The sequence below is a fragment of the Streptococcus sp. ZY171113 genome (assembly GCF_057748235.1).
The window spans coordinates 1,007,312-1,030,333 of sequence record NZ_CM173243.1 but is presented as its reverse complement, the minus strand read 5'-3'; the positions used below and the strand labels follow the sequence as shown (position 1 = coordinate 1,030,333).

Annotated in this window: 23 protein-coding genes and 1 pseudogene; 2 read left to right on the top strand and 22 right to left on the bottom strand. The window is 49.1% G+C overall.

From position 1 onward, the window contains the following. The first annotated feature begins 404 nt into the window (after positions 1 to 404). Positions 405 to 1,259 (top strand): hypothetical protein, encoded by an 855-nt coding sequence (locus AC3ARB_RS04825; RefSeq protein ID WP_488321421.1) that lies wholly within the window; start codon positions 405 to 407, stop codon positions 1,257 to 1,259. Positions 1,260 to 1,279: 20 nt separating this feature from the next. On the opposite strand, the gene AC3ARB_RS04820 is transcribed toward AC3ARB_RS04825, so the two are convergent. The 14 genes from AC3ARB_RS04820 to AC3ARB_RS04755 all read right to left on the bottom strand — a co-directional run bounded on the left by AC3ARB_RS04820 (position 1,280) and on the right by AC3ARB_RS04755 (position 15,133). Beyond that, positions 1,280 to 1,960 (bottom strand): YwaF family protein, encoded by a 681-nt coding sequence (locus tag AC3ARB_RS04820; RefSeq protein WP_488321420.1) that lies wholly within the window; start codon positions 1,958 to 1,960, stop codon positions 1,280 to 1,282. A gap of 2 nt (positions 1,961 to 1,962) precedes the next feature. Further along, complete coding sequence (locus AC3ARB_RS04815) at positions 1,963 to 3,324, bottom strand: UDP-N-acetylmuramoyl-tripeptide--D-alanyl-D-alanine ligase (RefSeq protein ID WP_488321419.1); 1,362 nt, start codon at positions 3,322 to 3,324, stop codon at positions 1,963 to 1,965. 64 nt (positions 3,325 to 3,388) lie between these two features. Continuing rightward, positions 3,389 to 4,066: an ABC transporter ATP-binding protein gene (locus tag AC3ARB_RS04810; protein WP_488321418.1), complete on the bottom strand. Its 678-nt coding sequence runs from the start codon at positions 4,064 to 4,066 to the stop codon at positions 3,389 to 3,391. 10 nt (positions 4,067 to 4,076) lie between these two features. After that, a complete protein-coding gene (locus tag AC3ARB_RS04805) occupies positions 4,077 to 5,141 on the bottom strand; it encodes an FtsX-like permease family protein (protein WP_488321417.1) in 1,065 nt (354 codons plus the stop codon). Between the two features lie 51 nt (positions 5,142 to 5,192). Beyond that, complete coding sequence (locus AC3ARB_RS04800; RefSeq protein ID WP_488321416.1) at positions 5,193 to 6,239, bottom strand: D-alanine--D-alanine ligase; 1,047 nt, start codon at positions 6,237 to 6,239, stop codon at positions 5,193 to 5,195. A gap of 119 nt (positions 6,240 to 6,358) precedes the next feature. Next, a complete protein-coding gene (recR, locus tag AC3ARB_RS04795) occupies positions 6,359 to 6,955 on the bottom strand; it encodes a recombination mediator RecR (protein ID WP_488321415.1) in 597 nt (198 codons plus the stop codon). A gap of 10 nt (positions 6,956 to 6,965) precedes the next feature. Beyond that, positions 6,966 to 9,041 carry a penicillin-binding protein PBP2B gene (gene pbp2b / locus AC3ARB_RS04790; RefSeq protein WP_488321414.1) on the bottom strand — a complete coding sequence of 692 codons (2,076 nt, stop codon included), beginning with the start codon at positions 9,039 to 9,041 and terminating at the stop codon, positions 6,966 to 6,968. A 198-nt stretch (positions 9,042 to 9,239) separates the two neighbouring features. Next, entirely contained in the window at positions 9,240 to 10,151 is a 912-nt protein-coding gene (gene whiA, locus AC3ARB_RS04785; RefSeq protein ID WP_488321413.1) for a DNA-binding protein WhiA, read from the bottom strand. Further along, positions 10,148 to 11,119: a YvcK family protein gene (locus tag AC3ARB_RS04780; protein WP_488321412.1), complete on the bottom strand. Its 972-nt coding sequence runs from the start codon at positions 11,117 to 11,119 to the stop codon at positions 10,148 to 10,150. The genes whiA and AC3ARB_RS04780 overlap by 4 nt, the downstream gene beginning before the upstream one ends. Then, positions 11,116 to 12,003, bottom strand: a complete 888-nt coding sequence (gene rapZ, locus AC3ARB_RS04775; protein WP_488321411.1) for an RNase adapter RapZ — start codon at positions 12,001 to 12,003, stop codon at positions 11,116 to 11,118. Before rapZ ends, AC3ARB_RS04780 begins: the two co-directional genes overlap by 4 nt. Before the next feature lie 99 nt (positions 12,004 to 12,102). Then, entirely contained in the window at positions 12,103 to 12,378 is a 276-nt protein-coding gene (locus tag AC3ARB_RS04770; RefSeq protein WP_488321410.1) for an HU family DNA-binding protein, read from the bottom strand. 141 nt (positions 12,379 to 12,519) lie between these two features. Further along, positions 12,520 to 13,077 (bottom strand): signal peptidase I, encoded by a 558-nt coding sequence (lepB, locus tag AC3ARB_RS04765; protein ID WP_488321409.1) that lies wholly within the window; start codon positions 13,075 to 13,077, stop codon positions 12,520 to 12,522. A 140-nt stretch (positions 13,078 to 13,217) separates the two neighbouring features. Beyond that, positions 13,218 to 14,204 (bottom strand): tagatose-bisphosphate aldolase, encoded by a 987-nt coding sequence (lacD, locus tag AC3ARB_RS04760; protein ID WP_488321532.1) that lies wholly within the window; start codon positions 14,202 to 14,204, stop codon positions 13,218 to 13,220. Beyond that, positions 14,201 to 15,133, bottom strand: a complete 933-nt coding sequence (locus tag AC3ARB_RS04755) for a tagatose-6-phosphate kinase (RefSeq protein WP_488321408.1) — start codon at positions 15,131 to 15,133, stop codon at positions 14,201 to 14,203. Before AC3ARB_RS04755 ends, lacD begins: the two co-directional genes overlap by 4 nt. Before the next feature lie 198 nt (positions 15,134 to 15,331). Between AC3ARB_RS04755 and AC3ARB_RS04750 the strand changes: the two genes are divergently transcribed. Beyond that, the gene (locus AC3ARB_RS04750) at positions 15,332 to 16,108 is read left to right on the top strand and encodes a DeoR/GlpR family DNA-binding transcription regulator (RefSeq protein ID WP_488321407.1); all 777 of its coding nucleotides are present in this window, start codon (positions 15,332 to 15,334) and stop codon (positions 16,106 to 16,108) included. 37 nt (positions 16,109 to 16,145) lie between these two features. Here the strand turns inward: AC3ARB_RS04750 and AC3ARB_RS04745 are convergent, their stop codons facing one another. The 8 genes and pseudogenes from AC3ARB_RS04745 to AC3ARB_RS04710 all read right to left on the bottom strand — a co-directional run bounded on the left by AC3ARB_RS04745 (position 16,146) and on the right by AC3ARB_RS04710 (position 22,928). Beyond that, entirely contained in the window at positions 16,146 to 16,859 is a 714-nt protein-coding gene (locus AC3ARB_RS04745; RefSeq protein WP_488321406.1) for a pseudouridine synthase, read from the bottom strand. A gap of 21 nt (positions 16,860 to 16,880) precedes the next feature. Next, the gene (locus tag AC3ARB_RS04740) at positions 16,881 to 17,741 is read right to left on the bottom strand and encodes a methionyl aminopeptidase (protein ID WP_488321405.1); all 861 of its coding nucleotides are present in this window, start codon (positions 17,739 to 17,741) and stop codon (positions 16,881 to 16,883) included. 12 nt (positions 17,742 to 17,753) lie between these two features. After that, on the bottom strand, positions 17,754 to 19,037 hold the full coding sequence (gene spxR / locus AC3ARB_RS04735) for a CBS-HotDog domain-containing transcription factor SpxR (protein WP_488321404.1): 1,284 nt from the start codon (positions 19,035 to 19,037) through the stop codon (positions 17,754 to 17,756). Continuing rightward, on the bottom strand, positions 19,030 to 19,584 hold the full coding sequence (locus tag AC3ARB_RS04730) for a GNAT family N-acetyltransferase (RefSeq protein WP_488321403.1): 555 nt from the start codon (positions 19,582 to 19,584) through the stop codon (positions 19,030 to 19,032). The genes spxR and AC3ARB_RS04730 overlap by 8 nt, the downstream gene beginning before the upstream one ends. Before the next feature lie 106 nt (positions 19,585 to 19,690). Beyond that, a complete protein-coding gene (locus tag AC3ARB_RS04725) occupies positions 19,691 to 21,352 on the bottom strand; it encodes a ribonuclease J (protein ID WP_488321402.1) in 1,662 nt (553 codons plus the stop codon). A 245-nt stretch (positions 21,353 to 21,597) separates the two neighbouring features. Further along, positions 21,598 to 22,053, bottom strand: coding sequence for a pyridoxamine 5'-phosphate oxidase family protein (locus tag AC3ARB_RS04720; RefSeq protein WP_488321401.1), 456 nt, complete (start codon positions 22,051 to 22,053; stop codon positions 21,598 to 21,600). A 250-nt stretch (positions 22,054 to 22,303) separates the two neighbouring features. Next, positions 22,304 to 22,677 (bottom strand): annotated as a pseudogene (locus AC3ARB_RS04715) (type II toxin-antitoxin system death-on-curing family toxin). Next, positions 22,674 to 22,928 (bottom strand): type II toxin-antitoxin system Phd/YefM family antitoxin, encoded by a 255-nt coding sequence (locus tag AC3ARB_RS04710; RefSeq protein WP_488321400.1) that lies wholly within the window; start codon positions 22,926 to 22,928, stop codon positions 22,674 to 22,676. Before AC3ARB_RS04710 ends, AC3ARB_RS04715 begins: the two are co-directional and overlap by 4 nt. Positions 22,929 to 23,022 lie beyond the last annotated feature (94 nt).

The following is a 23,022-nucleotide window of genomic DNA, read 5'->3' as shown; positions in this document are numbered from 1 at the left end:
ACAATGCTATAAACAACAGGTCTTTCTTTTCCATCCCCCTTCTGTGAAGTATATCACAAAAAAATCCATATTACAACGATTTATCGGCGCTTAGCAGGATAAACGTATGAAAAAATGCCCGTCGGTTTAATTTACCGAAAGACATATATTCTTTGTGAAAAGTTTTTCAAAAAAATATCTGATTTCAATAAATATTATATAAAATTTCGTTCCAAATAACTATAGTCCATCAATGTAAAATAATAATATCGAATTTGGGCACGTGCATACGTGTCTGAGAGGGCTGAGGTATTGGTCCTTCTTGTTGTGCGTCAGCACACCTACCAACGTCATTAAACTCTGTATTCTATTTTACTATCCAAACTAGAGGTACTGTTTACGAAAAAAGTAGAAAAATAAAATATGTGCCAGTAGAAAATAGTTTGGTCGAATGGGTCTGTAAAAAGATTACCCAAGTCGTTCCCTATCTGCCCATTTATATTCTCCCAATTCTGTTAACTCTCTTGGTTTTCCAACTAAGGCTTAAAAAGATTTGGACAATTCTACTCCTTATCCCGGTTGGCGGAATAGCCTTCCTAACCTACCCCTTCCCCCTTCTCCCCCTGATGTTTGCCTATGGTCACTATTTTATGGCCCCCTATGTTTGGCTCATGGTCATCAGCCTGATTAGTCTTATCCTATCCAACCTCTTGGCACACAAAAAAGGACAAACCAACAAGATGGCTAAAGTTCAGCTCCTCTTGACCACCTTGATTTGGGCAGGTATTTTCTTGGCTCAACATAATCCTACGACATTTGGACGTCTCATCAAAATTGAGCTGTCTCAGCAGACCCTGTTCTATACTAATCATGAGATTATTGACCATATGACCAATCTCCAAAAGCTCATGGCTATGGATATTCTTAGACATTATGAAAATGTTAAAACCATCGAATTCATCGATATTTCCGAAGATCCGCACTACCAAGGAGTAGATGGTGGGGAGCAATTTACAGCAACGGCTCTGGTCAATAAAACTGAAATAATCTATTTCGATTTTGATATTGAGACCAACGAAACACCTGAAACGCTAGAGAACTACGGCAATGTTATGTATCTAGAGCCTAAAAACTTGCAGAATTCACTAATTGATAAAGAAGTAGATTATAGCGTCTACCCCAATTTGGAAGAACTTCTGGCTGGTCATTACGACAAACAACTGGCCCAAGTGAGCATTACTTATTACACCAAAAACGACATGTATAAAAACAAACAATAAAGACAGGCTAAAACCTGTCTTTATTGTTTCGTTACATGCTGCCAAACCCAGCTATAAACCTGCTGAATTAGTAAGATAATAGCCACGACGGCTCCTGTGACTACGATGTAATTTAGCAGCAGGTTGGTCGTGTTGAGAAGGGGTGGTTGGGTCAGGAAACCGTAATTGCCAGCCGTCATCTGGTTGACCAATACCAGGAAGGCATTGAGGACCAGCGTATAGGTCAGAATGGCCTTAACAGACAAGGTCTGTCTGCGGTCATGGATCATGAGGTAAGCCCAGCTATTGGCCCAAAGGGCCAGATGACCAAAAATCAAGGAAAAAATGGTCACGTGCCAGAAAGGGTAGGGGTCAAAATCAGGGAGAATAAAGGCGGCAATGGTGCCACCCAGGCCCAAAAAGGCAAAATAATCCTTGACCTTGGACGGCTTGGGCCACAAGAGCACGACAAACATGGCCATCCTGCAATGGTAGAGGGGCAGGCTCTCGGCCAGGGGAAAACCAACTGCCAAGGCATACCAGCTGTAAATGGCGACCAACTGCAGGGCTTGTAAGGTTTTGAACGCGAGACGGTAAGCGGGCAAACCATAATAACGAGAGGTCAACCAGAGGGTCAAGCCCAAACTGGCCAGGAGGGCAACCAGGCCAGGCAGGCCCAAATCAGGCACTTGGGTCGGCTGGTTGCTGAAAAACTCACCCATAACTAGCCCTCCAAGGCCTCAACCAACTTAGCCAAGCCCATGGAGTTAGAGCCCTTAAGCAGGATTTGGTCGGCGGGTTGAAGGCTGGCCTCAACAGCTGCGGTCAAGTCGGCCAACTGGTCCTCTCCCTCAGTCTTGGTAAAGTAGCTGACAGCTCCCTCAGGGAACTTGGCTACCGCCAAATCATAGAGGGGCTTGATGTCAGGCCCATAGAGGAAGACCTGGTCCAAAACAGCTGGGTCCAAACTGTCAATCATGCCTGCATGGAGCTGGTCCTTGGTCTCGCCCAGCTCTTTCATGTCAGCCAGCACCACCAGTTTCCGTCCGCCCTCGTTCTTGGGAATACTGGAAAAAGTTTCCAAAATCAGTCGCATGGCGGTTGGGTTGGCATTGTAAACATCACTGAGGATGTCGGCCCCATTGGCCGCCGTCTTCCACTCGGTGCGGTTGCGGGTCAGCTCCAGTTCAGCCAGACTAGCCACGATGGCCTCTTCGGTCACGCCCAGGTGCTTGGCCACATAGGCTGCCAACATGGCATTGGTCGCGTTGTACTTGCCCGTCACCGGCAGGTGGATGGCCCGCTCCATAAAGCTGGCCCGGAAGTCCAGGCTCTCCTTGTGTTCCACTAGGTCCAGTACCTGGATATCCTTGCCAAAGGTCACCACCTCTTGGTTTTTGGGTAAAAATGGCAAAGCTAGCTCATCGTCTGGTACTAACAACAAGCCACCTGCTGGCATATGATCTGCGATTTGCAACTTGCCTTCAGCAATCTTGTCCCGACTGCCAAAGAACTCCAGATGGGCCTCTCCAATCAGGGTCACCACACCGACACTAGGTCGAGCAATCTTGGACAGGAGGGCGATGTCACCAAGGTGGTCTTGGCCCATTTCCAGGACCAGTTTTTCCGTCTCGTCTGGCATGTGGAGAACGGTGTAGGGCAGGCCGATTTCATTGTTGTAGTTGCCCTGGGTCTGGTAGGTTTTGTAGGTGCTGGACAGGACCTGGGCCAGCATGTCCTTGGTCGTTGTCTTACCGTTTGACCCTGTCACCGCAATGACCTCAACCCCCATCTTGTCGATGTAGTAGGCCGCCAAGTCTTGCAGGGCCACCAAACAGTCGGCAACCAGAATATGGGGCTGGTCGTCAGCTAGCTCACGCTCCGACAGGGTAGCTGCGCAGCCATTGCCAAAAGCCACATCAATAAAGTCATGGCCGTCACGCGCCCCCTTGAGGGGGACAAAGAGGTGGCCGTCAGCAATCTGACGACTGTCAAACTCCAGGCCAGTGATGGCCAGATCAGGCCAGCGGGTCACGTCATTTTGGGCGCCCAAAACCTGGGCGATCTCGTGCAGGGTTAATTTCATGCGTTTTTCCTAACTAAAAAGAGTGCTATTGCACTCTATTATACTATAAATGCTGGCATTTGTCTTAGCCAACTTGTCGCAAGACACCATCCTTCATCTCGTAAACCTTGTCACAGGCTTCAATCATCCGCTGGTCATGGGTAACCATGATGATGGCCTTGTTCCGCTCCTTGCTCTCCTTGGCCAAGAGCTCAACCACCTCATAGGCCCGCTCCGTATCCAGGCTAGCCGTCGGCTCATCAGCTAGGATTAGCACAGGATCATTGTAAAGGGCCCTGGCGATGGCCACCCGTTGGCGTTGACCGCCTGAGAGGTCTTTGGGAAATTTCCGCCGCAAGTCCCAGATGCCCAGGTCAGTCAAGAGGTCCTCCTGCCGTTGTTTGTTTGGTTTTTTGGTGACCCGGTCAACCAGTTCCAGCTGTTTTTCAATCGTCAGGAAAGGAATCAAATTGGAGGACTGGAGGACAAAGCCGATGTCCTGGAAGCGGAGCTGGGCCCGCTTCTTCTCAGACAGACTACCATAGTCCTGGCCATTGATGATGACCTGGCCACTGGTTGGGGTCTGAAGCCCGCCCGCTAGGGTCAAAAAGGTACTCTTACCGGAACCAGACGGGCCGATGATGGCCACAAATTCGCTCGGTGCAATGGCAAAATCTGTTGCTTTCAAGGCTTCGATGGTTTGACTGCCGTCCTTGAAGGACTTGGTCACACCCTTTAAAACCATACTCAATGCTTGTGTCATCTGCTCACTCCTAACCAATGTGTTTGAGGGGGTCAACCTTGACGATAGACCGGACAGAAAAGCTCGCTCCCAGCAGGGCAAAAATCAAGAGGCTAGCTGAAATCCCACCATAGAAGAAGCCACTATGCTCAAAAGGCACTGCCGATGGTAGGACCAGGCCACTCAGGTAGGTCAACCCTAGGCCAATCAGGGTTCCTAAGCCAGTCAGCAAGAAGGTCTGTCCCAAAACAGAGCCTGCAATGTAGCTGGTAGCCAGGCCCTGAATCTTCATCAGGCCAAAAATCGGAGCCTTCTGGGTGGTCAAAACGTAGATGAAAATCCCGATAATGATAGCTGAAATCAAAATCAAGAACCCAATCATAAAGGCAAAGGTCAGGTTTTGGGCCCTGTAACCTGGCAGACGGTCGATAAATTCTGGCAGACTCAGGGCTTCTAGTTCCTCTTCGGGGTAGCTGGTCAAATTTCCCTTAATGACGATGCCGTTGACCACTTCTTGGGGAGCCTTAAACTGAGGATAGAGGGTCAAATAGCTGTCCTGGCTCATGTAAATCAAGGGAGCAACATTATACCTTGCCTTGGCAACGGTCCCGACAACAGTGAGCGTCTGATCAGTTCCTGAGAGTTGGATGCTCTGCCCCAGACTGAGACCTAGCTCTGCGAACCAAGTCTGGTCAATGAGCACCTCCAGTTCCTCCTTAACCGCTCGGCCATTGACCACATCAGGCCACAAAAAACTATCGCTCTCTAGGCCAAAGACTGCCACCCGATCCTTGTCATCCTCCTTGCCTGTGGGCCAGGCTGCTGTGGTTTGCTGCCAAATCTGGGCCTGCTGGTCAGCCTCAATGTCATCCAAAAACTTGCTGTCAATACGCGAAGCCCCCAAAATCTTATTGCCCTCCTTGGCTAAGAGGATGGTATCAGCACTCCACTTATCCACTCCAGAGCGGTTTTCCAGCATCAGGCCATTGGCCAGGGCAGTCAAAAAGAATACCAGATAGGCCACCAGGGTCAAGAGACCTAAAATCAGGCCATACCGCCACTTGTTCTGCCACATTTCTTCAATTGCTAAAAACATGATTCCTCTTTTCTCATTCAAAAGGGGCGGCCAACCGCCCCTTAACAGGTCTTAAATCAAATGGCTTTCGCGTTCAGCGAATTTTTCCTTGGCCAGGGCCACCAGCTCCTCAATCAGGTCTGGGTAGCTTAGTCCCATATTAGCCCACAGAAGTGGGAACATGGAGAACTGGGTGAAGCCTGGCATGGTGTTGAGTTCGTTGAGGTAAACCTCTCCGTCCTCTGTCAGGAAGAAATCACAACGCGACAGGCCACAACCGCCGATGGCTCGGAAGGCCTGGGCCGCATAGTCACGCATCTTGGTCATGACATCGGCTGGAATCTCAGCTGGAATGGCCATGGTAATCTTGTTGTCGATGTACTTGGCATCGTAGTCGTAGAAATCCACATCCTTGACCACTTCACCTGCTTCAGTCGTCTTGACATCGGCATTGCCCAAGAGACCAACCTCGATTTCACGGGCCACAACCCCCTGCTCAACCAGAACACGGCTGTCGTAGCGGAAGGCCAGTTCCAGAGCAGTCTCAAGGCCGGCCCGGTCCGTCGCTTTAGAGATGCCTACGCTGGAGCCCATGTTGGCTGGTTTGACAAAGACAGGGTAGGTCAATTTTTTCTCAACCTCGGTTAGCTTAGCCGCCAAATCCTGACCGGCCAAAACCGTCACAAAGGCCACCTGCGGAATGCCTGCGGTTTCCAGCACATGCTTGGTCGCAATCTTGTCCATGCCGACACTAGATGACAGGATATTGGTGCCCACATAAGGCAACCTCAAGACCTCCAAAAAGCCCTGGATGGAACCGTCCTCGCCCATTGGGCCGTGGAGAACCGGAAAGACCACAGCTCCTTCTTCATAGATGGCACTTGGGGCAATGGCAGAGCTGGCATCAATGGTGGCATTGGTCATCAGCTTCTCTTCAGCAGATGGGGTGCTGGTAAACTCCTGGGTCTTGATAAAATCCCCGGCCTGGCTGATAAAATAGGTCTTGACCAAAAATTTGTTGTAGTTGACTGCCCGCATGACACTCTCAGCAGACAAAACAGACACCTCACGCTCGGCCGACCGGCCACCGTAGAGGAGAATTAAGGTTTCTTTTGACATGGTTTTTCCTCACTTCTTAAATCGATTTCTATTTTAGCATAATTTCTAAAAAATTTCAAAACAATCTGTCAGCTCAGCCATTGCCATCAAAAAACCAGCCACTCGGACTGGTTAGGTTGCTAAACCTCGGTTCGGTTCTGGATGGCCTTGAGCAGGGTCAGCTCATCGGCATACTCGATATCGCTGCCAACTGCCAGACCACGGGCCAAGCGGGTCACCTTGATGCCTGCTGGTTTGAGCAGGCGGGAGATGTACATGGCCGTGGCTTCCCCATCTGCGGTAGCGTTGGTGGCGATGATGACCTCTGTCACCTGGCCATCCATGAGGCGGCTGACCAGGCTCTTGAGGTTGATGTCGTCAGGACCGATACCGTTCATGGGCGAAATCAGGCCCTGTAAGACGTGGTAACGGCCACGGTATTCCTGGATTTTTTCCATGGCCGAAACGTCCTTGCTCTCCTCGACCACGATGATAAGGCTGGGGTCTCTGGTGTCATCAGAACAGATGGCACAGGGGTCCTCGTCGGTCAAATTGCCGCAGGTGCTGCAATAGGTCAACTCCCGCTTGGCCGACAGGAGGTTTTTGGCAAAGTCGTTGACGTCCTCATCCGACATGGACAAGGTGTAAAAGGCCAGACGAGTAGCCGTCTTGATGCCGATACCAGGCAGTTTAGAATAGCTATCAATCAATTTGGCAATAGGGCTTGGGTATAACACAAAAACTCCTTTAATTCATGGGGTACATGGCCTGGTAGAGGTTGATGATGTCCTTAGTCGCCCTCAGGCTGACCAGGGAATTGGTGTCCGTGCTGTGGGGAAAGACCACAGCCACCGCAATCTGAGGATTTGGACTCGGGGCATAGGCCACCACGTTGAAATTATCGGTTTGGATGGGCTGGCCCTCAGGAGTGGTCACAAAGGTTTCAGCTGTTCCTGTCTTGGCTGAAATGAGGGTATTGACATCCCAGCTCAGTTCACCACCTGTCGTAAAGGCCCCAGCCCCATGAACCACCTGGTAGAAACCTGATTGAATAAGGCCCATGTTTTCAGGGGAAATTGGAATGGTGTTAAGCACTTGGGGTTCAATCATTTGCACCAATTCCCCCAGCTGACCTGGCTCAGTACCCTTGTAAATGCCTTCAACCAAGTGTGGTGCCATGCGACGACCACCATTGGCAACCGTAGACACATATTGTGCCAGCTGAAGTGGGGTATAGTTGTCAAACTGGCCAAAGCTCTCGGTTAAAACATTACCTGGGGCATAGTCTTCTGGCACATAACCTGTCGATTCACCCACCACGTCAATCCCTGTGGCAGCCCCCATCCCAAATTGGGCAAAGGTCTCACGCAGCTTGGTCATGGCTTGGTCATAATTAGTTGGCAAGAGCATGCCTGGAAGGTAATCAACCCCCATCAGTTTGAAGGCGATTTGAACCACATAGGTGTTGGAAGAATATTCCAAGGCTTGTTCAACCGTTAAGGGAAGACTACCCACACTCGGCGTAAACCAGGAATTGATGGGTTTAGACTCAGCCAGCTGGATAGGCTGGTCGACCAGAACCTCATTTCCAGAGATAACGCCATGCTCCCACCCCGACGCAATACTGGCACCCTTGACCACAGAACCTGGTGTAAAGACCTTGGTAATGGTACCAAGCGGGTCTTTTTCCAGTTGTCCCGTTTTGGTGTCATGCTCAATGCCCGCCATAGCCAAGACAGCCCCTGTCTGTGGGTTCAAGGCGACAGCATACATGCCCTCTGAATGGGCGGCTAAGCCTTGCCCCAGTTGATCTTTGAAATGATCCTCTAAAATCCGTTCAACCCCTTCTTGAAAGGCTAAATCAAGGGTTAATTTGAGGTTTTTCCCTTCTTCTCCGACCTGGCTAATCTCATCGCCAATCACCTGATTGTCCTTATCCAGGGTAATAGTTCTGTTGGTTTTGCTCCCCTGAAGATAGGGCTCGTAAAATTTTTCCAGATAGCTGGTCCCTACTCGATCATTCAAGGAATAACCTAACTCCAAGTAATGATCAGCTTCCTCGGCGGGTAGACCGGTCTCTTTATTTGAAACCTGACCGATCAGTGGGCTAAGACTGGTCGGCAAGAGTTGCCGCTCCCAATCCGTCCGAACGGAAAAACCGTCCAAATCAGGCCTACCCGACTTCAAGACCGCAATATGCTCAGGCGACAAGGCTTCTGTTTTCAGAGACACTGTGTCAAAGGCTGGCGTTGCATTCATCTGACTAAAGATGGCAACACGTTTCAAATCGTCCTCGCTGTAGTTCAACTGATCCTCACTAACCGAATCCACAGCGTGCTGATAAACCGTTGCTTCCTTGAGGCGGTTGCCAAACCGATCAAACCGCTGATCATCTGGCAAGGCCTCGACCACTTGAACATAAACATCACGGTCTGCCAAGTAATAATCCACCTTATCTCGCCTAGTCACCGAAGCCTGAGGCAGAGGAACCAAACTAGCCAAGGCATTGGCTGACCGTTTCAAATCAGCTGCGGTCTGCGTATTGGTCCGAGTAAAGGCCACCACTTCTCTAACAAGATTCTTAGCTAAGGGACGTCCCGTCGCGTCAAAAATCTGACCCCGTGGATGGGCAGTTTTTACCGTATAGGTCTGGGTTCGGGTTAATTTTTCTTGGTAAAACGCCTGATCAATCAGTTGCATCTGAGCCAGCCGCAACAAGAGCACTGTAAACAGTAACACCACCAAAAAAAATAAGCTATTCAGCCTGTGAGCGATGACCAGTCCAAATCCCTTTTGCGATCTGGCCTTTCCTTGTCTTGCCATAGATTCTCCTTCTCGATTTCACTCTGCCTTCTAGTTTACCATAAAATCCCTCCATTTGCTTCCATAAACTAACCCATTTTCCAACTATTTTTTTGAAAAATAGCCGAGCAGGCCAGATGGATTCTACTAGCCCCAAAAACAAAAAGAGCTAATACAAGATTAGCTCTCCTTACTCCTAGCGGTAAGGTCAAGAACTGCCTATAACCCCTCAGCAAAGGCGTTAATCCGTCGCAGGCGATGGTTGACCCCGCTCTTGGTCAGGGGCGTCTCTAGACTATCTGCCAGTTCTTGGATGGAATAGTCCGGGTTGGCCAAACGAGCTTCCGCTACTTGCCTGAGTTCAAAAGGCAGGCTATCCAGGCCTACCGTGTCCTTGATTTTGGCGATGTTGTTGATGGTTTTCATGCTGGCCGTGATGGTCTTGGCAATATTGGCCGTCTCCGCATTGTTAGCTCGGTTGAGGTCATTTCTGGTTTCCCGCAGGAGCTTGATGCCCTCAAACTCGTCTCTAGCTGCCATAGCCCCGATGACAATCAAGAAGTCCATGATGTCCTCGGCCTTTTGCAAATAGGTCACCGTGCCATGCTTGTGGTCGATGACCTTGGCATCCAACATGAATTTTTGCATGAGACTGGCCAAGTCCTCAGCATGGTCCTGGTAAACCGAGAAAATCTCCAAATGGTAACGGCCAGATTCTGGGTCCCTGCTAGAACCAGCCGCCAAAAATGCTCCGCGAAGATAAGACCGGCCAGCCTCATCATCGGCCATAATATGTGGGGCAATCCCTGTTTCAAACCCGAAAAAGGAATCGGCCAGTTGGAGGTCAGCCAAGAGGTCTTCCACCCCAGATTCGACTGTCAGCTGGTAAACCCGATTTTTTCGCAGGTTGGACTTGCGGTAGTGGTCAAGGACAGGGTGGATACCATAGGCTTCCTCCAAGAGTTCGTAAACATGGCGGGCAATCTTGGCGTTTTCCGTGGTCAGGGTCAATCGGAGGCCCTGGCCGGTCAGGCCCAGGGTCCCTGAGAGTTTCATCAGCGCAGCCAGTTGGTGCTTGTCAGCGGTCACCTGACTGATTAGTTCTTCTTTGATCTTGGTCGTAAAACTCATGCCTTGGCCCCCAAGAGGGTCATGAGCTCCTCGACCACTAGGGAGCCATCATGAAAAGCTCCGCCATTTTCCAAACGAAGAAAGTTAGAGGAAATCACTCGATCCACCTGCTGACGCAGGCCCGCAAAGTCATGGTCCACCTGAACCAAGTCCTGGTTGAAACGATGGGAGACCATGTAGTCGTGAGGGACGGGGGCGATGTTGACCAGAACGGTGTCCACAACTCCCTCGCCCAGGTGACGGGCCAAAACAGCCACGTGATCGCTATCGCTAAAGTGCTCGGTCTCGCCCCGCTGGGTCATGATATTGCAGACGTAGGTCACCTGTGCCTTGGTCTCCTGCAAGGCCTGCTTGATTTCAGGAATAACTAGATTGGGCAAAATGGAGGTGAAGAGAGAGCCAGGTCCCAGAACAATCATGTCGCTGTCCATAATGGCCTTCACCACCTTGCGGCTGGCAGTCGGCTGACCATCGGTGTAGGTCTTGGTCACGTAAACCCGGTCAATGGTGCCTGGGTAATCCGCAATTCGGCTTTCGCCAACCACCTCGTGGCCATCGGTGAAAACGGCATGGAGGGTCAAGGGCTCTTCGCTGGCGGGATAAATCTTGCCCGTGATGTGGAAGAACTTGGTCAAAATCTGCATGGCCTGGTAGGTCGAGCCCTGCATCTCAGAAATCCCAGCGATGATGAGGTTACCTAAAGGGTGGCCAGACAAGGCCCCTTCTCCCTGAAATCGGTACTGGAATATCTTTTCATAGAACTTGGGCATGTCGCTCATGGCCACCAGAACATTTCGCAGGTCGCCTGGTGGGGTCAGCTTGAGGCTCTCTCTCAGTTCCCCAGACGAGCCACCATCATCAGCCACCGTCACGATGGCAGTGATGTCAACGGGTTGGTGACGGAGGCTGTTGAGAATAACAGGAATTCCTGTTCCGCCCCCGATAACGGTAATCTTTGGTTTTCTCATGAGCGGTTCACCGTTTCCTTGCGGCGGTCCTTGTCTCGGTGGCTTTCATTGACCGACCAGTCCTTGGTCAGGTCCTCAGCCAGACGGTGGGCAAAGGCCACGCTCCGGTGCTGGCCGCCTGTACAACCGATGGCGATGGTTAGGACCGACTTGCCCTCCTGTTGGTAGGCTGGCAAGATTGGCACCAAGAGGTTGGTCAGGCTCTGGTAGAAATCCTCCGACACCTGATGGGCCATGACAAAATCTGACACCTCCTGATCCAGGCCCGTTTTTTCCCTCAGGTCTGGTTGGTAATGAGGGTTTGGCAAGAACCGCACATCAAAGACCAGATCAGCATCGATGGGCAGACCATATTTGAAGCCGAAACTGACCACCTCAACCCGAAAACTGCTGGTCTCCGTGCTGCTTGAAAACTGCTCTGCTATTGCTTGACGAAGCTGACGGGGCGTCAACTCGGTCGTATCCACCACGTTTTGGCTAAAGTTCTTCAATGGGGCCAATAGCTCGCGCTCCCTCTTGATGCCGTCAAGGACCCGGCCGTCCGCAGCCAGAGGGTGAGCCCGACGGGTCTCCTTGTAGCGAGACACCAGCTCACTATCAGTCGCATCCAGGAACAAAATCTTGAAATCCAGGTCCTGACTGCTCTCCAGAGTATCCAAGATGGTCGTGATCTCCGCAAAGAACTGACGGCTCCGCATGTCAACCACCAAGGCCAGATGATCATACTCTTGGTTTTGGGCAATCAGCTCCAAAAACTTAGGCACCAGGGCCGGTGGCATATTGTCAATGGTAAAATAACCCAGATCCTCGAAAGACTGGATGGCCACCGTTTTACCCGCCCCACTCATACCAGTCACAAGAACCAATTTAATCGCTTTGGTCATGGTCAAACCTCCTCAGGTATTTTCTCTATTATACCACAGGAAGGGCATAAAAAAACTTCCTACCAACTAGAAGTTGATAAGAAGTTGTTCAATAAAGACTTACTTAACTGAATCTTTAAGAGCTTTACCAGCTTTGAAAGCAGGTACTTTAGACGCAGCGATAGTGATTTCTTTACCAGTTTGAGGGTTGCGACCTGTACGGGCAGCACGCTCACGAACTTCAAAGTTACCAAAACCAATCAACTGAACTTTCTCACCAGCAGAAAGGTAGTCAGTGATTGCTGCAAATACCGCATCAACTGCAGCAGCAGAATCTTTCTTAGTCAATGAAGCTGCTTCTGCAACTTTTGCAATCAAATCTTGTTTGTTAGCCATTTTTGCTAAATCCTCCAAAAATATTATGAGTTGGTTTTCTCAACAGTGTCTATCATACCCGAAAATTTCCCAATGGTCAAGCGTTTTTACCTATTTTTCCTGCTTTTTCAAGGAAATTTAATCTAAACTCCACTTCGCCACTTATTCTGTTGTCAAAAAACCAAATTTATCCAAGGGATAGAGCCTAAAAGTCAGGACACCATCAATTTTTGACCGTGGAATCAGTCCAAATTGACGACTATCTGCCCGATTTTGCCGGTTGTCATTCAAAATCAAGAAATTATCCTGGGGAACCGTCGCATCTTGCTGATTCATTAAACTATCCAAGCTAAAATCCTCCGTAAAGGGCAAATCATTTGCAATATCAGCCACATAAGCCTGCTCCAATCGCCTCAAAAACGGTTGATCAACAATGTCTTGATTCCGATAAAAAACATCCTCAGAAAAGGTTGCCTTGTCCCCTCCTTTGGCCATAACACGACCAACGTAGGCATTGCCATCAATCCGATAGAGAACAAAATCCCCATAATCAGGCTGTTCTTCCTTCAGCAGTAAGATACGGTCTCCCTTATTGAGGTAACTGTTTGCATCTGCTTCACTGAGCGTGTGTGTTGCAAAAACAAACAATCGCAATAAGATCATAATAATCATACTAGACAAAACTAATAAAATCGTTGTCAAAAAATCTCGTTTTACCATGTTCCTATTATAGCATAAGTTAGGACCTATGGGCAAAAACTTCCCCCGATTGCTTATCTCAAGGTAAGCTACCTCAGCCTTTCTTCTAGGAAAAAGAAAATCCCCCACTCCGTAGAGCAGGGGCAAATGGATAACCAAAATTAAGCTTTTTCAGTCCAAGGAGTTGCAGTTGTCTCAAGAACCTTGTTAAGCTCGTCAATGTTCTTGAAGCCTTCTGTACGCAACCACTCACGGGCAGCTTCTTTGCCTTCTTTGATGTAAACTTCAACGGAACCAGCCCAGGTGGCACGGCCACAAAGCACACCGTTGAATTTGGCACCAGCTTCAGCAGCGAAAACAAGGGTCTCTTGGAAGAGTTTGCTTGATACACCGGCTGACAGGTAGATGTATGGCAAATGAGTTGCTGCTTCTTGTTGACGGAAGAATTCAGCAGCCTCTTCTTTTGTATGAACCACGTCGCCAGTCGCAAAACCTTCAACGAAGTTCATGTTGACAGGCACTTCAACTTTCAAGACGTCAACGCCAAAACGCTCGTCTGAGAAGACTTTCATGGCTTCAATCACCTTGCGTGGCTTCACTTTAGCAAATTCTGGGCTTGCGTTGTCCTCGATGGTTTCGTCGTAGCTGAGGATTTCCAGGTAGAATGGAATGTCTTCGGCCTTACACTCAGAACCGATACGCTCCATATAGGCTTGTTTTTGCAGGTTGATGTACTCGTCGCCATCAACGTCATAGTAAAGGAGGAATTTAACGGCATCAGCCCCTTGCTCTTTCAAGCGTTTGGCTGACCACTCCACCAAGCAGTCTGGCAAACGGCCAGGTGTGCTGGCATCGTAACCAGTTTTCTCATAGGCCAAAAGCAAACCAGCCTTTTCATCCTTGACTTGAACAGCAGGAAGGCCGTACTCTGGGTCAAGCAGGATAGAGGAAGCGTACTTAGTCAACTCTTCAGATACCAGGCTCTTGAGTTCTTCGATTTGAGCAACGGTTGGCTCTTCGGTTTGGTGCTTGGCCATCATTTTCTTGAGGGCACCCCGTTGGTCAAAAGCCAAGGCTGAAATCACGCCCTTACTGTCTGACAGTTTGTCCATAAATGCACGTTTGTTAGCTGTTAAAGTCATTGTTATACCTCTTCTACATTTAATTGTTGATACAGTTTGTCATAGTTGGCCATGTTGACATGACCAGTCATCTCTTCCTGAGCATTGAGCATGCCCAGCACATTAGCCTTGATGAGGAGTTCCTCATCGCTTTCTTGATGGAAAATGGCTGACGCAATGCCAGCGACAGTCGAATCACCAGACCCGACAGGGTTGACCACATCGATTTTAGGGATGGTGACCTTGTAGAACTTATCACCGTGCTTGGCAAAAGCACCGCCTGCTCCCAGAGACACCACAATCCACTCAATGCCTACAAAAAGGTCATCCAGCAAGACAGCCTTGAGTTGGCTGATGTCCTTGGTCACTTCCAGCCCCAGCAAGTCAGACAGTTCCTCATTGTTAGGTTTGATAACCGTTGGCTTCTGGTCTGAGCAAAGCACCGCTTCCAGAGAAGCACCCGAACAATCCAGAACAACTGGCTTAGCAGCTGCCCGAGCCAGACCAACCAGCTCCACATAGTAGTCCGTCGGCAAACCTGCTGGCAAACTACCTGAGAGAACGACCACACTAGCCTTGCCCAAGAGTTCCTTGTAGTGGGCTAGAAAGGCTTGACCTTCTTCTGGACTGAGACTTGGTCCCTTTTCCAGGATTTCAGTCTGCTGACCATCATCGTGAAGAATAGCCACACAGTTTCGGGTCTCCCCAGCAATCTTAAAGAAGGCTGGTATCACCGATTCAGGTAGATTTTCCTCGATGAAATCTCCCAGGCGACCACCCAGGCAACCGCTGGCCAGAACCTGATCGCCATATTCTGTAAGAACCCTGGTCACATTGAGTCCCTTACCACCCGCTGTTTTTCTGACCTCAGTCACTCGATTGACCCTGTCCAGAGCCAGGCTAGTCAACTGATAGGCCACATCCACCGAAGGGTTCATGGTAATGGTTAAAATCATGCTTGACCTCCTTTCTACTTCCAAATCTTACACTTCAATCTTACAATAAAAAACAAAAAAAGTCAATAGCTTTTGTTTGATTTTGTTTGGTTTTTGCAGTGGAAATTTCAGAAAACAGGAGGTGTCTGATTTGATTTTCGTTCGCTCTTGTGATATGATAAACATCTGAAAAGAATAGACGGCAAAGGGAGGAAAATAATGTTAAAAAATGAGCGTTTACAACGCATTTTAGAACGGGTCAATCAAAAAGGCTTAATCACGGTTCAAGAAATTGTTGCGGAATTGAGTGTGTCTGATATGACGGTTCGCCGTGATTTAGACGAATTGGAAAAGTCTGGTAAACTGATTCGGGTTCACGGTGGGGCCCAAAGTTTGGAAAATAATGACAACTACGAGCGTTCAAACACTGAAAAACTGACCCAGCAAATGAAGGAAAAGGAAGAAATTGCTGAGTTAGCTCTGCAATTTATCCAAGACGGTGAAACCATCTTCATCGGACCAGGAACTACTCTGGAGTGCCTATCCAGACGGCTTTTAGACCGAAACCTGCGTATTATTACTAACAGCCTGCCTGTCTTTAATATCCTGATTACTGGTGCTAACCTGGACGTTATCCTGATTGGAGGCAAGTACCGTGAAATCACGGGGTCTTTCATTGGAAGTCTGGCCGACCAGAATATTCAGACCCTCAAGTGCTCTAAGGTTTTTGTCAGTGCCAATGCCATCTACAAGGACTTAATTTCGACATATAGCGAGACTGAAGGCAAGACCCAGCAACTGTCTATTGATAGTGCCATCGAGAAATACCTTCTGGTAGACCACACCAAGTTTGGCAAGTATGACTTCTATCCATTTTATAGCACCAGCCGATTTGACAAAATCATCACCGACTCTGGCCTGCCTGATGAGGTGAAAAAAGCTTACAGCCATTACGCTGAGATTTTAACCCCAGAAGCAACTGTTGAAGACAAGTAAAAGACACCCGACCAGGTGTCTTTTTAGCTTGAAAAACTCACATCAGGGCCAACAACTCAGCCACTTCTGCTGCCGTCAACCGTCGCCAAGAGCCCTCTGGCAGGTCATCTGGCAGGCTCAAGGGTCCCATAGATAGGCGTTTGAGGCTGGTCACTTCCTTGCCGCAGGCCGCCACCATGCGTTTGACCTGGTGGAACTTGCCCTCTCGGATGGTAATCCTAACCCTGCTGGTCTGCTCTGCCATGTCCAAAAGCTCCAAAACTGCCGGTTGGCAGAGGTGGTCCGAGAGCTGGATGCCGGCCGCAAAACGGGCCACATCGTCTGGCGTCATGACCCCTGCGACCTCCGCTAGATAGGTTTTATCCACGTGCTTTTTGGGAGATAGCAGAGCGTGAGCCAACTGGCCGTTGTTGGTCAGAAGCAGGAGGCCTGTCGTGTCCATGTCCAGACGACCAACTGGAAAGACCTCTTTGAGGCGAGCCGTGTCGTCCAGGAGGTCTAACACGGTCCTGTGACGCTTGTCCTCAGTGGCTGAAATGACCCCAGCAGGCTTGTTGAGGAGGTAGTACACAAAGGCCTCATAAACCAAGACCTGGCCATCGTAAGCCACCTGGTCAGCCGTCTCATCAATCTGGGCCTTGGGCGAGGTTGCCACCTGGCCATTGACCGTGATTCTCTTTTTCTTGAGCAGGGCCTTGACCTCGGTCCGTGACCCCAGGCCCACCTCGCTTAAAAACTTATCTAACCGCATAAAAGCTCTCCTCGGACAAGTCTAATAAGTCCGCTCCTCGCCCTGACTGGTCAAGATTCGTGGGCCGTCCTTGGTGATGACAAACTGGTGCTCGTATTGGCAAGACAAACCACCATCCAAGGTCTTGTGGGCCCAACCCGTTTTCATGTCGGTGTCAATTTCCCAAGTCCCCGTGTTAATCATGGGTTCAATGGTCAGGACCATACCCTCCTTGAGGCGGAGGCCACGGCCAGCCACACCGTAGTTGGGCACCATAGGCTCCTCGTGCATGGTTGGGCCAACCCCGTGGCCAACCAAATCACGCACCACCCCGTAGCCCCGCTCTTCAGCGTACTTCTGGATGGCAGCACCGATGTCACCAATGCGGTTGCCAATCACTGCCTGTTCAATCCCGATATACATGCACTCCTTGGTCACGGCCATAAGGTTTTGAACTTCTTCCGACACCTGACCAACCGCATAGGCCCAGCAAGAATCCGCCAAGCCACCCTGATAAGACTGGGTGTGCTTTTTCATCTCTTTGACATTGTTGAAGTCCAGCTTAGACACATCCAGAATAGCCTTGTCAATCGGCTCACTCAGGACCATATCCACCTTGAGCAAATCGCCTTCTTGGAGGATATAGTGACGAGGGAAGGCATGGGCCACCTCGTCATTGAGGCCACAGCAGGTCGCATAGGGGTAGTCCATGAGGTGGCCGTCCACTCCGATTTGCAGGGGCAGGACATTTTCTTCCTTACAGCGTTTGCGGACGTACTCTTCAACCGCCCACATGTCCACGCCAGGCTTGATAACCTCACGCAGGCCGATGTGGATGCTGGCCAAAAAGTCACCAGCCCGGTCCATAGCGTCAATTTCACGTTGGGATTTTAATGTAATCATAGGTTCTCTTTTCTAACTTAGTTTTGTGGTCACCAAAGCCTTGACCACGACATGGGTGTTGAGGTGGATTTCGATGTCAATGGCAGAGCTGCGACGGGTTTCCGTGATGATGGTCGGAACTAGGGTCAGGTTATCGTCAATTTGGACCGACTGGATAAAGTAGATGACCATCTGCTCGATGATGATGTTTTTCTTGTTCTTGGCCATGAGGCGGCGGTGAACCACCTCTTTTATCAGCTCAGCCAGAACACCCTGAGCCAGGTTACCAGACCCATCCACCATAGCAGGCTCAACCGTAAAGTGATAAACCTGATTATCCAGCTTGAGGTTGGAGACAATCTGTTCACTAAATGTGTGCAGGTGGGCGTTCTTGCTGTCCTGCAAACTCTCCATGACCCGCCGCCTGGTGATAACCCCCAGCAATTTTTGCTGGTCATTGACCACAGGCAACATGTCATAGTCCTCAAAAATCATCTTCTGGCTGATGGTGGCCAGGCTAACAGTTGGCGTGGTCACCACAGGGTCCTTGGACATGACATCGGCAATCTTGATGTTGCCGTCCTTACCAGCTAGGTCTCTCATGCTGACAACTCCCAGAACCCTGTCTTGTTTGTCAACCACTGGAAAACGTACGTGGTTATGGTGCTTGAGGAGGACGATGTAGTCGCTGACCAAATCTGTATCCAAAAGGCAACCATAGTCGTTCTTGAACTGGTAAATCTGGTCCACAGTCTTGATGTCCGTCTTGATGCGGACATTGGACAGGGCCTGGTTAATCATGGTCGCCACGGTAAAGGTGTCGTAACTGGTCACCATGACTGGGATACCCAATTTGTTTGAGGTGGCCAAGACCTTATCGGAAATCTCAAAACCACCCGTCACTAGGATAGCGTTGGAGTGCTCCAGGGCCAAAAGCTGGATGTCCTCGCGGTCCCCAACAATGAGCAAGCCCCCCTTAACCAGGTAGCGGAGAATATTTTCCCTGGTCATGGCCCCGATGGAGAACTTGCTGAACTCATGGCCCAGACCTGAATGGCCAGCCAAAACTTCTGAGTCACTGACCCGAGCAATCTCTGCATAGGTCAGTTTATCCAACTTGTCCTTGGTCTTGCTTTCCACCCGTACTGTACCACTTCTGGGTCTGGTCTCCACCAAACCGCGATTTTCGGCCTCCTTGATGGCCCGATAGGCCGTGCCATCGCTGACCTTGAGGTGGTTGGAAATGCTGCGGACACTGACCCGTTTACCAACGGGTAACTTCTCCAAATAGGCTAAAATGTCTTGGTGTTTACTCATAGCGGTAATCTCCTCGTCGAAGGCGGTAGCTGAGATAGTCTCTAACCTGGTGGCTGTAACGGTCGCTGGCCTTGTAACGACTGGCCAGTTTGAAACCTGCTTTTTTGGCCACCGCTTGGCTGGCTGGATTGTCCAAATGGCAGACGATAAGCAATTCCTTGAGGCCAAATTCTTGAAAGGCTAAAAAAGTCAAAGTTTTAAGAGCCTCTGTCATGTAGCCCTGACCCCAGTAGCTTTGCTTGAGCACATAAGCCACTTCTGCTCTGCTATTTGCCATATCAAGCCCTTCCAAGCGAAGGAGCCCAATCAGCTGGTCGCTGGTTTTCAGGCTTAGGGCCCAAATTCCCAGGGGACGACGCAAGAAATGCTCCACAAAGTGACGGTCGCTCTCAGCCTGGCTCTTCATCAGCGGCAAGGCGAAACGAGCGTTTTCTGATGACGAGCAAATCTGATAGAAGACACCCGCATCCTGAAAGGTCAGAGGCCTTGCCTGTAAGCGTTGGGTCTCAAAACTGGCGAAACGTGCCAAAGCAATCCAAAGGTTCATAGGCATATTATAGCACAGTTTCAGGTTTTAAGCAAAAAAGACTAGAACAGTTTAAGCTCCTGTCTCGTCAAAAACGAGCAGGGCCATGCCCCACCCGTTTTTTCTACTATCTTACTTCCATGATTACTGGTAAAATGGCAGGGCGACGTTTGGTTTGATCGTAGAGAAACTTCCCTAAATTGTCACGCACCTGATTCTTCAACTCAGACCAGTCAAAGTCTTTTTGAGCCAGATAATCTTCTACTGTCTTATTAACCAATTCGGCACTGTCGTAAAGAATATCTCGATTTTTCTTGACGTAAACAAAACCTCTGGTATGAAATTTGGCTTTTGAAATGATTTTCTTCTGACGTTTATTGATGGTCATGGCCACGATGAAAATCCCATCTTCTGACAGAACTTTACGGTCACGAAGAACCACATTGCCCAAATCACCCATGGCGTTACCATCAATCAAGACATCACTGGCTGGGACCGTTCCCTCGTGAAGGAAGCCTTCCTCGCCCAGAACCATGCGGTCACCCTTTTTCATGATATAGATGTTCTCCGGCAAATGACCGATTTCCATGGCCAACTTGGCATGGGCAGCCAACTCACGGTACTCCCCTTGAATCGGGAAAAGATGAGTCGGTTTAAGCAGGTTAATCAAGAGTTGCAGGTCACGAGCATTGGCGTGGCCAGACACCCTCAAGTTCTTAGTGATAGACTTGACAGACCCGCCAGCCTTATAAATCTGGTTTTCCACTCGGGCCACCACAGCTTCTTTGGCAATCGAAGGTGTGGTGACGATGTAAACCAGGTCGCCTTCTTTGATGTTGACATGACGGTGACGCCCCTGGGCCATCTTGCTGAGGGAGTTGATTGGTTCACCCATTCGGCCATTTTCCAGGATAATCAGCTCGTGGTCCTCGTACTTGTGCATATCTGTCACCTTGACCATGAGACGCTCATCAGCCAGGGCTAATTTTTTGAGGCGAATACCTGTACGGATAATGTTTTCCACATCGTAGCCTGTCAAAACCACCCGGCGGCCATTGGCAGCCGCAGCGTCAAAGACCTGTTGAATCCGAGACAGGTTGCTGGCCACCGCAGCCACGATGATCCGCCCCTCCCAGTCACTCACCACTCGGTCAATCTCAGCACCGACTTCTGATTCACTGGCAATTTGCACGTTGCTCTCCGCATTGGCCGAATCGGCCAAAAGCGCCAAAACACCATCACGACCAATCTCAGCCAAACGGCCAAAATCAGTCTGGTAAAGCGGACTAGCTGCTTGGTCGAACTTGAAATCACCCGTGTAAACAATGTTGCCTTTTTCTGTGCTTAAAACCACGCCCAAACTCTCTGGAATGGAGTGGGTGGTCTTAAAGAAGGACACCGTGCTGTCACCGAATTCAATCTCTGTCTGAGCATCCACCACATGGTAGTTGTCAAACTTCTTGAAAAGATTAGCATTTTTTACCACCAGCTTGGCCAGCTCGATGGTCAACTCCGAACCAAAAACAGGCACCTTGATGTGCTGGAGAACATAAGGCAGGGCTCCGATGGCGTCCGCGTGCCCGTGGGTCAGGAAAATCCCCTGCACACGGTCCTTGTTTTCAATCAAATAATCCAAGTTAGGGATAACCACATCTACCCCCAACTGCTCACTTTCAGGGTATTTAAGCCCTGTATCCAAAATGAAAATCGACTCCCCGATTTCCACCACATAAAAATTCTTACCGTTCTCACGGACACCGCCCAGGGCGATAATGTTAATAGCTGTCACCTTGTTCTCCTTTTTGGTTTTTTAGGTAAATACTAGAAGAGGGAGCTTGATTTAATCTCACTAACAAGTCCTATTCTTCCATAGACAAACGGTCCTCGTTGGGGCAGAGCTACCCAATCCGAGTCGAATTACTGCCGCTGCAATCAAAAAAATTGCATACACTTCAGTATACAATTTTTTAAGGATTTTTTCAAATTTTAGCTTGTCTATCAAAAAGAAAGGTTGGCAGAGTTTGTCCTTTCAGACTAGGTGATGCTACGAGCGGTTTCTGGGCTCCCTTCCCCGATAGCAAAGACATATTTATGCCCCTGGGTCAGGCTGTGGTAGAAGCCCTTGCCCTCGTAGAGTTGGAAAACCTCAATATCAGCCTGCTTCTCCTTATCTGGATAAACAAAATCCACATAAGGGTTACCAGCCAGCATTTCGTGAAGAAGTTCAGGGCCAACAGGCCGAACTCGGCCCTCAATACGGATGACCTGAATCAGGTAATCTTCTTGACTCATAGCGGTCACGGCCACATGGGGATTGTCAGCAATCTGGCTGAAAAATTTGGTTTCTGGGCTGGTCATGAAGAAAATCCCCTGCTCATTGGCCACTCCAATATGGAAATGGCGGGCGTGTGGCAGGCCCTCCTTGTCCACCGTGGCAAAAACCGCCACCCCCATCTCTTCTAAAATGCCTAAAATGTCTTTAACGTCCATAAAGACCTCCTTGAAATCGTTTACTATAACCATTATAACATAGACAGAAGGTTTTGGAAAGTTGCTCACAAGATTTTCCGCTCTGCCATTTCCCCAAAAAAGACAAAAAAAAACAGCCTCGAAACCGAGGCTGCCCAATCCGACAATGAAGCAAACTAAAGTCAAAGTGAGTGAGAGCAGTTCAAGGCTGAACCGAGCAAAAGGTACTTTTTAGGTAGAAAAATCCTGGGATGATTCTTCTATCAGTCACTTAATGATTTCTAACAAATTCTAGGACTTGGTCGTATTCTAATTGACCATCTGCCAAACCCAGACCTAGCCAAACCAATTCATCATCTGTAACCTCAAGAACAATGCCATTTATTTCCAGAAAAACACAAGCATGGCAAACACACCAATACGCTTATTGCCATCAAGAAAGGCATGATTCTTTACAAGTGAGTAACAAAGTCTCGCAGCTTTTTCCTCAAGGGTAGGGTATTTTTCAACACCGAAATAAGTCGAAAAAACAGCTGCAAGCGAAGAGGAAATAAGCCCCTTATCCTTAACACCCGCCAAACCACCCGTAGCTTCAATCAACTGAGAGTGCAACCTGATGATGTGCTCAACAGTGAGTTGCTTCATTTGGCCAATTCCTTAAAGGCATCCAAATGCCGAGTTAGAATGGCATTAGCCACTGAATCTAATGTGTCATCGGAAATAGTTGTGTCTTTAGCTTGTTGGTCAAGAAGCGTTTGATAATCCACCAAGACATATTTAGGGACATTATTTTTCAGAATGACAGCTGTACCATTGGCATCGACTAAGCGAGCAATTTTGGAGAAGTTCTGATTTGCCTCCGAAATGGAGACAAGATTTTCTAGATTGATTTGCATAGTAAGCAACCTCCTTTCTCCATTTTAACATTTTTTAGGATAAATTCAACCTAAAAAGTCACCAAACCTTATTCTCAGCTCTGCCATGTTCCAA

Bases quoted from the DNA above. Each gene is read 5' to 3' on its own strand.
- AC3ARB_RS04770 (WP_488321410.1), bottom strand. From the start codon at position 12,378: ATGGCTAACAAACAAGATTTGATTGCAAAAGTTGCAGAAGCAGCTTCA.
- rapZ (WP_488321411.1), bottom strand. From the start codon at position 12,003: ATGACCAAAGCGATTAAATTGGTTCTTGTGACTGGTATGAGTGGGGCG.
- AC3ARB_RS04815 (WP_488321419.1), bottom strand. From the start codon at position 3,324: ATGAAATTAACCCTGCACGAGATCGCCCAGGTTTTGGGCGCCCAAAAT.
- spxR (WP_488321404.1), bottom strand. From the start codon at position 19,037: ATGAGTAAACACCAAGACATTTTAGCCTATTTGGAGAAGTTACCCGTT.
- lepB (WP_488321409.1), bottom strand. From the start codon at position 13,077: ATGGTAAAACGAGATTTTTTGACAACGATTTTATTAGTTTTGTCTAGT.
- AC3ARB_RS04780 (WP_488321412.1), bottom strand. From the start codon at position 11,119: ATGAGAAAACCAAAGATTACCGTTATCGGGGGCGGAACAGGAATTCCT.
- AC3ARB_RS04710 (WP_488321400.1), bottom strand. From the start codon at position 22,928: ATGCAAATCAATCTAGAAAATCTTGTCTCCATTTCGGAGGCAAATCAG.
- AC3ARB_RS04745 (WP_488321406.1), bottom strand. From the start codon at position 16,859: ATGCGGTTAGATAAGTTTTTAAGCGAGGTGGGCCTGGGGTCACGGACC.
- AC3ARB_RS04820 (WP_488321420.1), bottom strand. From the start codon at position 1,960: ATGGGTGAGTTTTTCAGCAACCAGCCGACCCAAGTGCCTGATTTGGGC.
- AC3ARB_RS04730 (WP_488321403.1), bottom strand. From the start codon at position 19,584: ATGAACCTTTGGATTGCTTTGGCACGTTTCGCCAGTTTTGAGACCCAA.
- pbp2b (WP_488321414.1), bottom strand. From the start codon at position 9,041: ATGGCAAGACAAGGAAAGGCCAGATCGCAAAAGGGATTTGGACTGGTC.
- AC3ARB_RS04750 (WP_488321407.1), top strand. From the start codon at position 15,332: ATGTTAAAAAATGAGCGTTTACAACGCATTTTAGAACGGGTCAATCAA.
- AC3ARB_RS04755 (WP_488321408.1), bottom strand. From the start codon at position 15,133: ATGATTTTAACCATTACCATGAACCCTTCGGTGGATGTGGCCTATCAG.
- AC3ARB_RS04800 (WP_488321416.1), bottom strand. From the start codon at position 6,239: ATGTCAAAAGAAACCTTAATTCTCCTCTACGGTGGCCGGTCGGCCGAG.
- AC3ARB_RS04720 (WP_488321401.1), bottom strand. From the start codon at position 22,053: ATGGACGTTAAAGACATTTTAGGCATTTTAGAAGAGATGGGGGTGGCG.
- AC3ARB_RS04805 (WP_488321417.1), bottom strand. From the start codon at position 5,141: ATGTTTTTAGCAATTGAAGAAATGTGGCAGAACAAGTGGCGGTATGGC.
- AC3ARB_RS04810 (WP_488321418.1), bottom strand. From the start codon at position 4,066: ATGACACAAGCATTGAGTATGGTTTTAAAGGGTGTGACCAAGTCCTTC.
- whiA (WP_488321413.1), bottom strand. From the start codon at position 10,151: ATGAGTTTTACGACCAAGATCAAAGAAGAACTAATCAGTCAGGTGACC.
- AC3ARB_RS04740 (WP_488321405.1), bottom strand. From the start codon at position 17,741: ATGATTACATTAAAATCCCAACGTGAAATTGACGCTATGGACCGGGCT.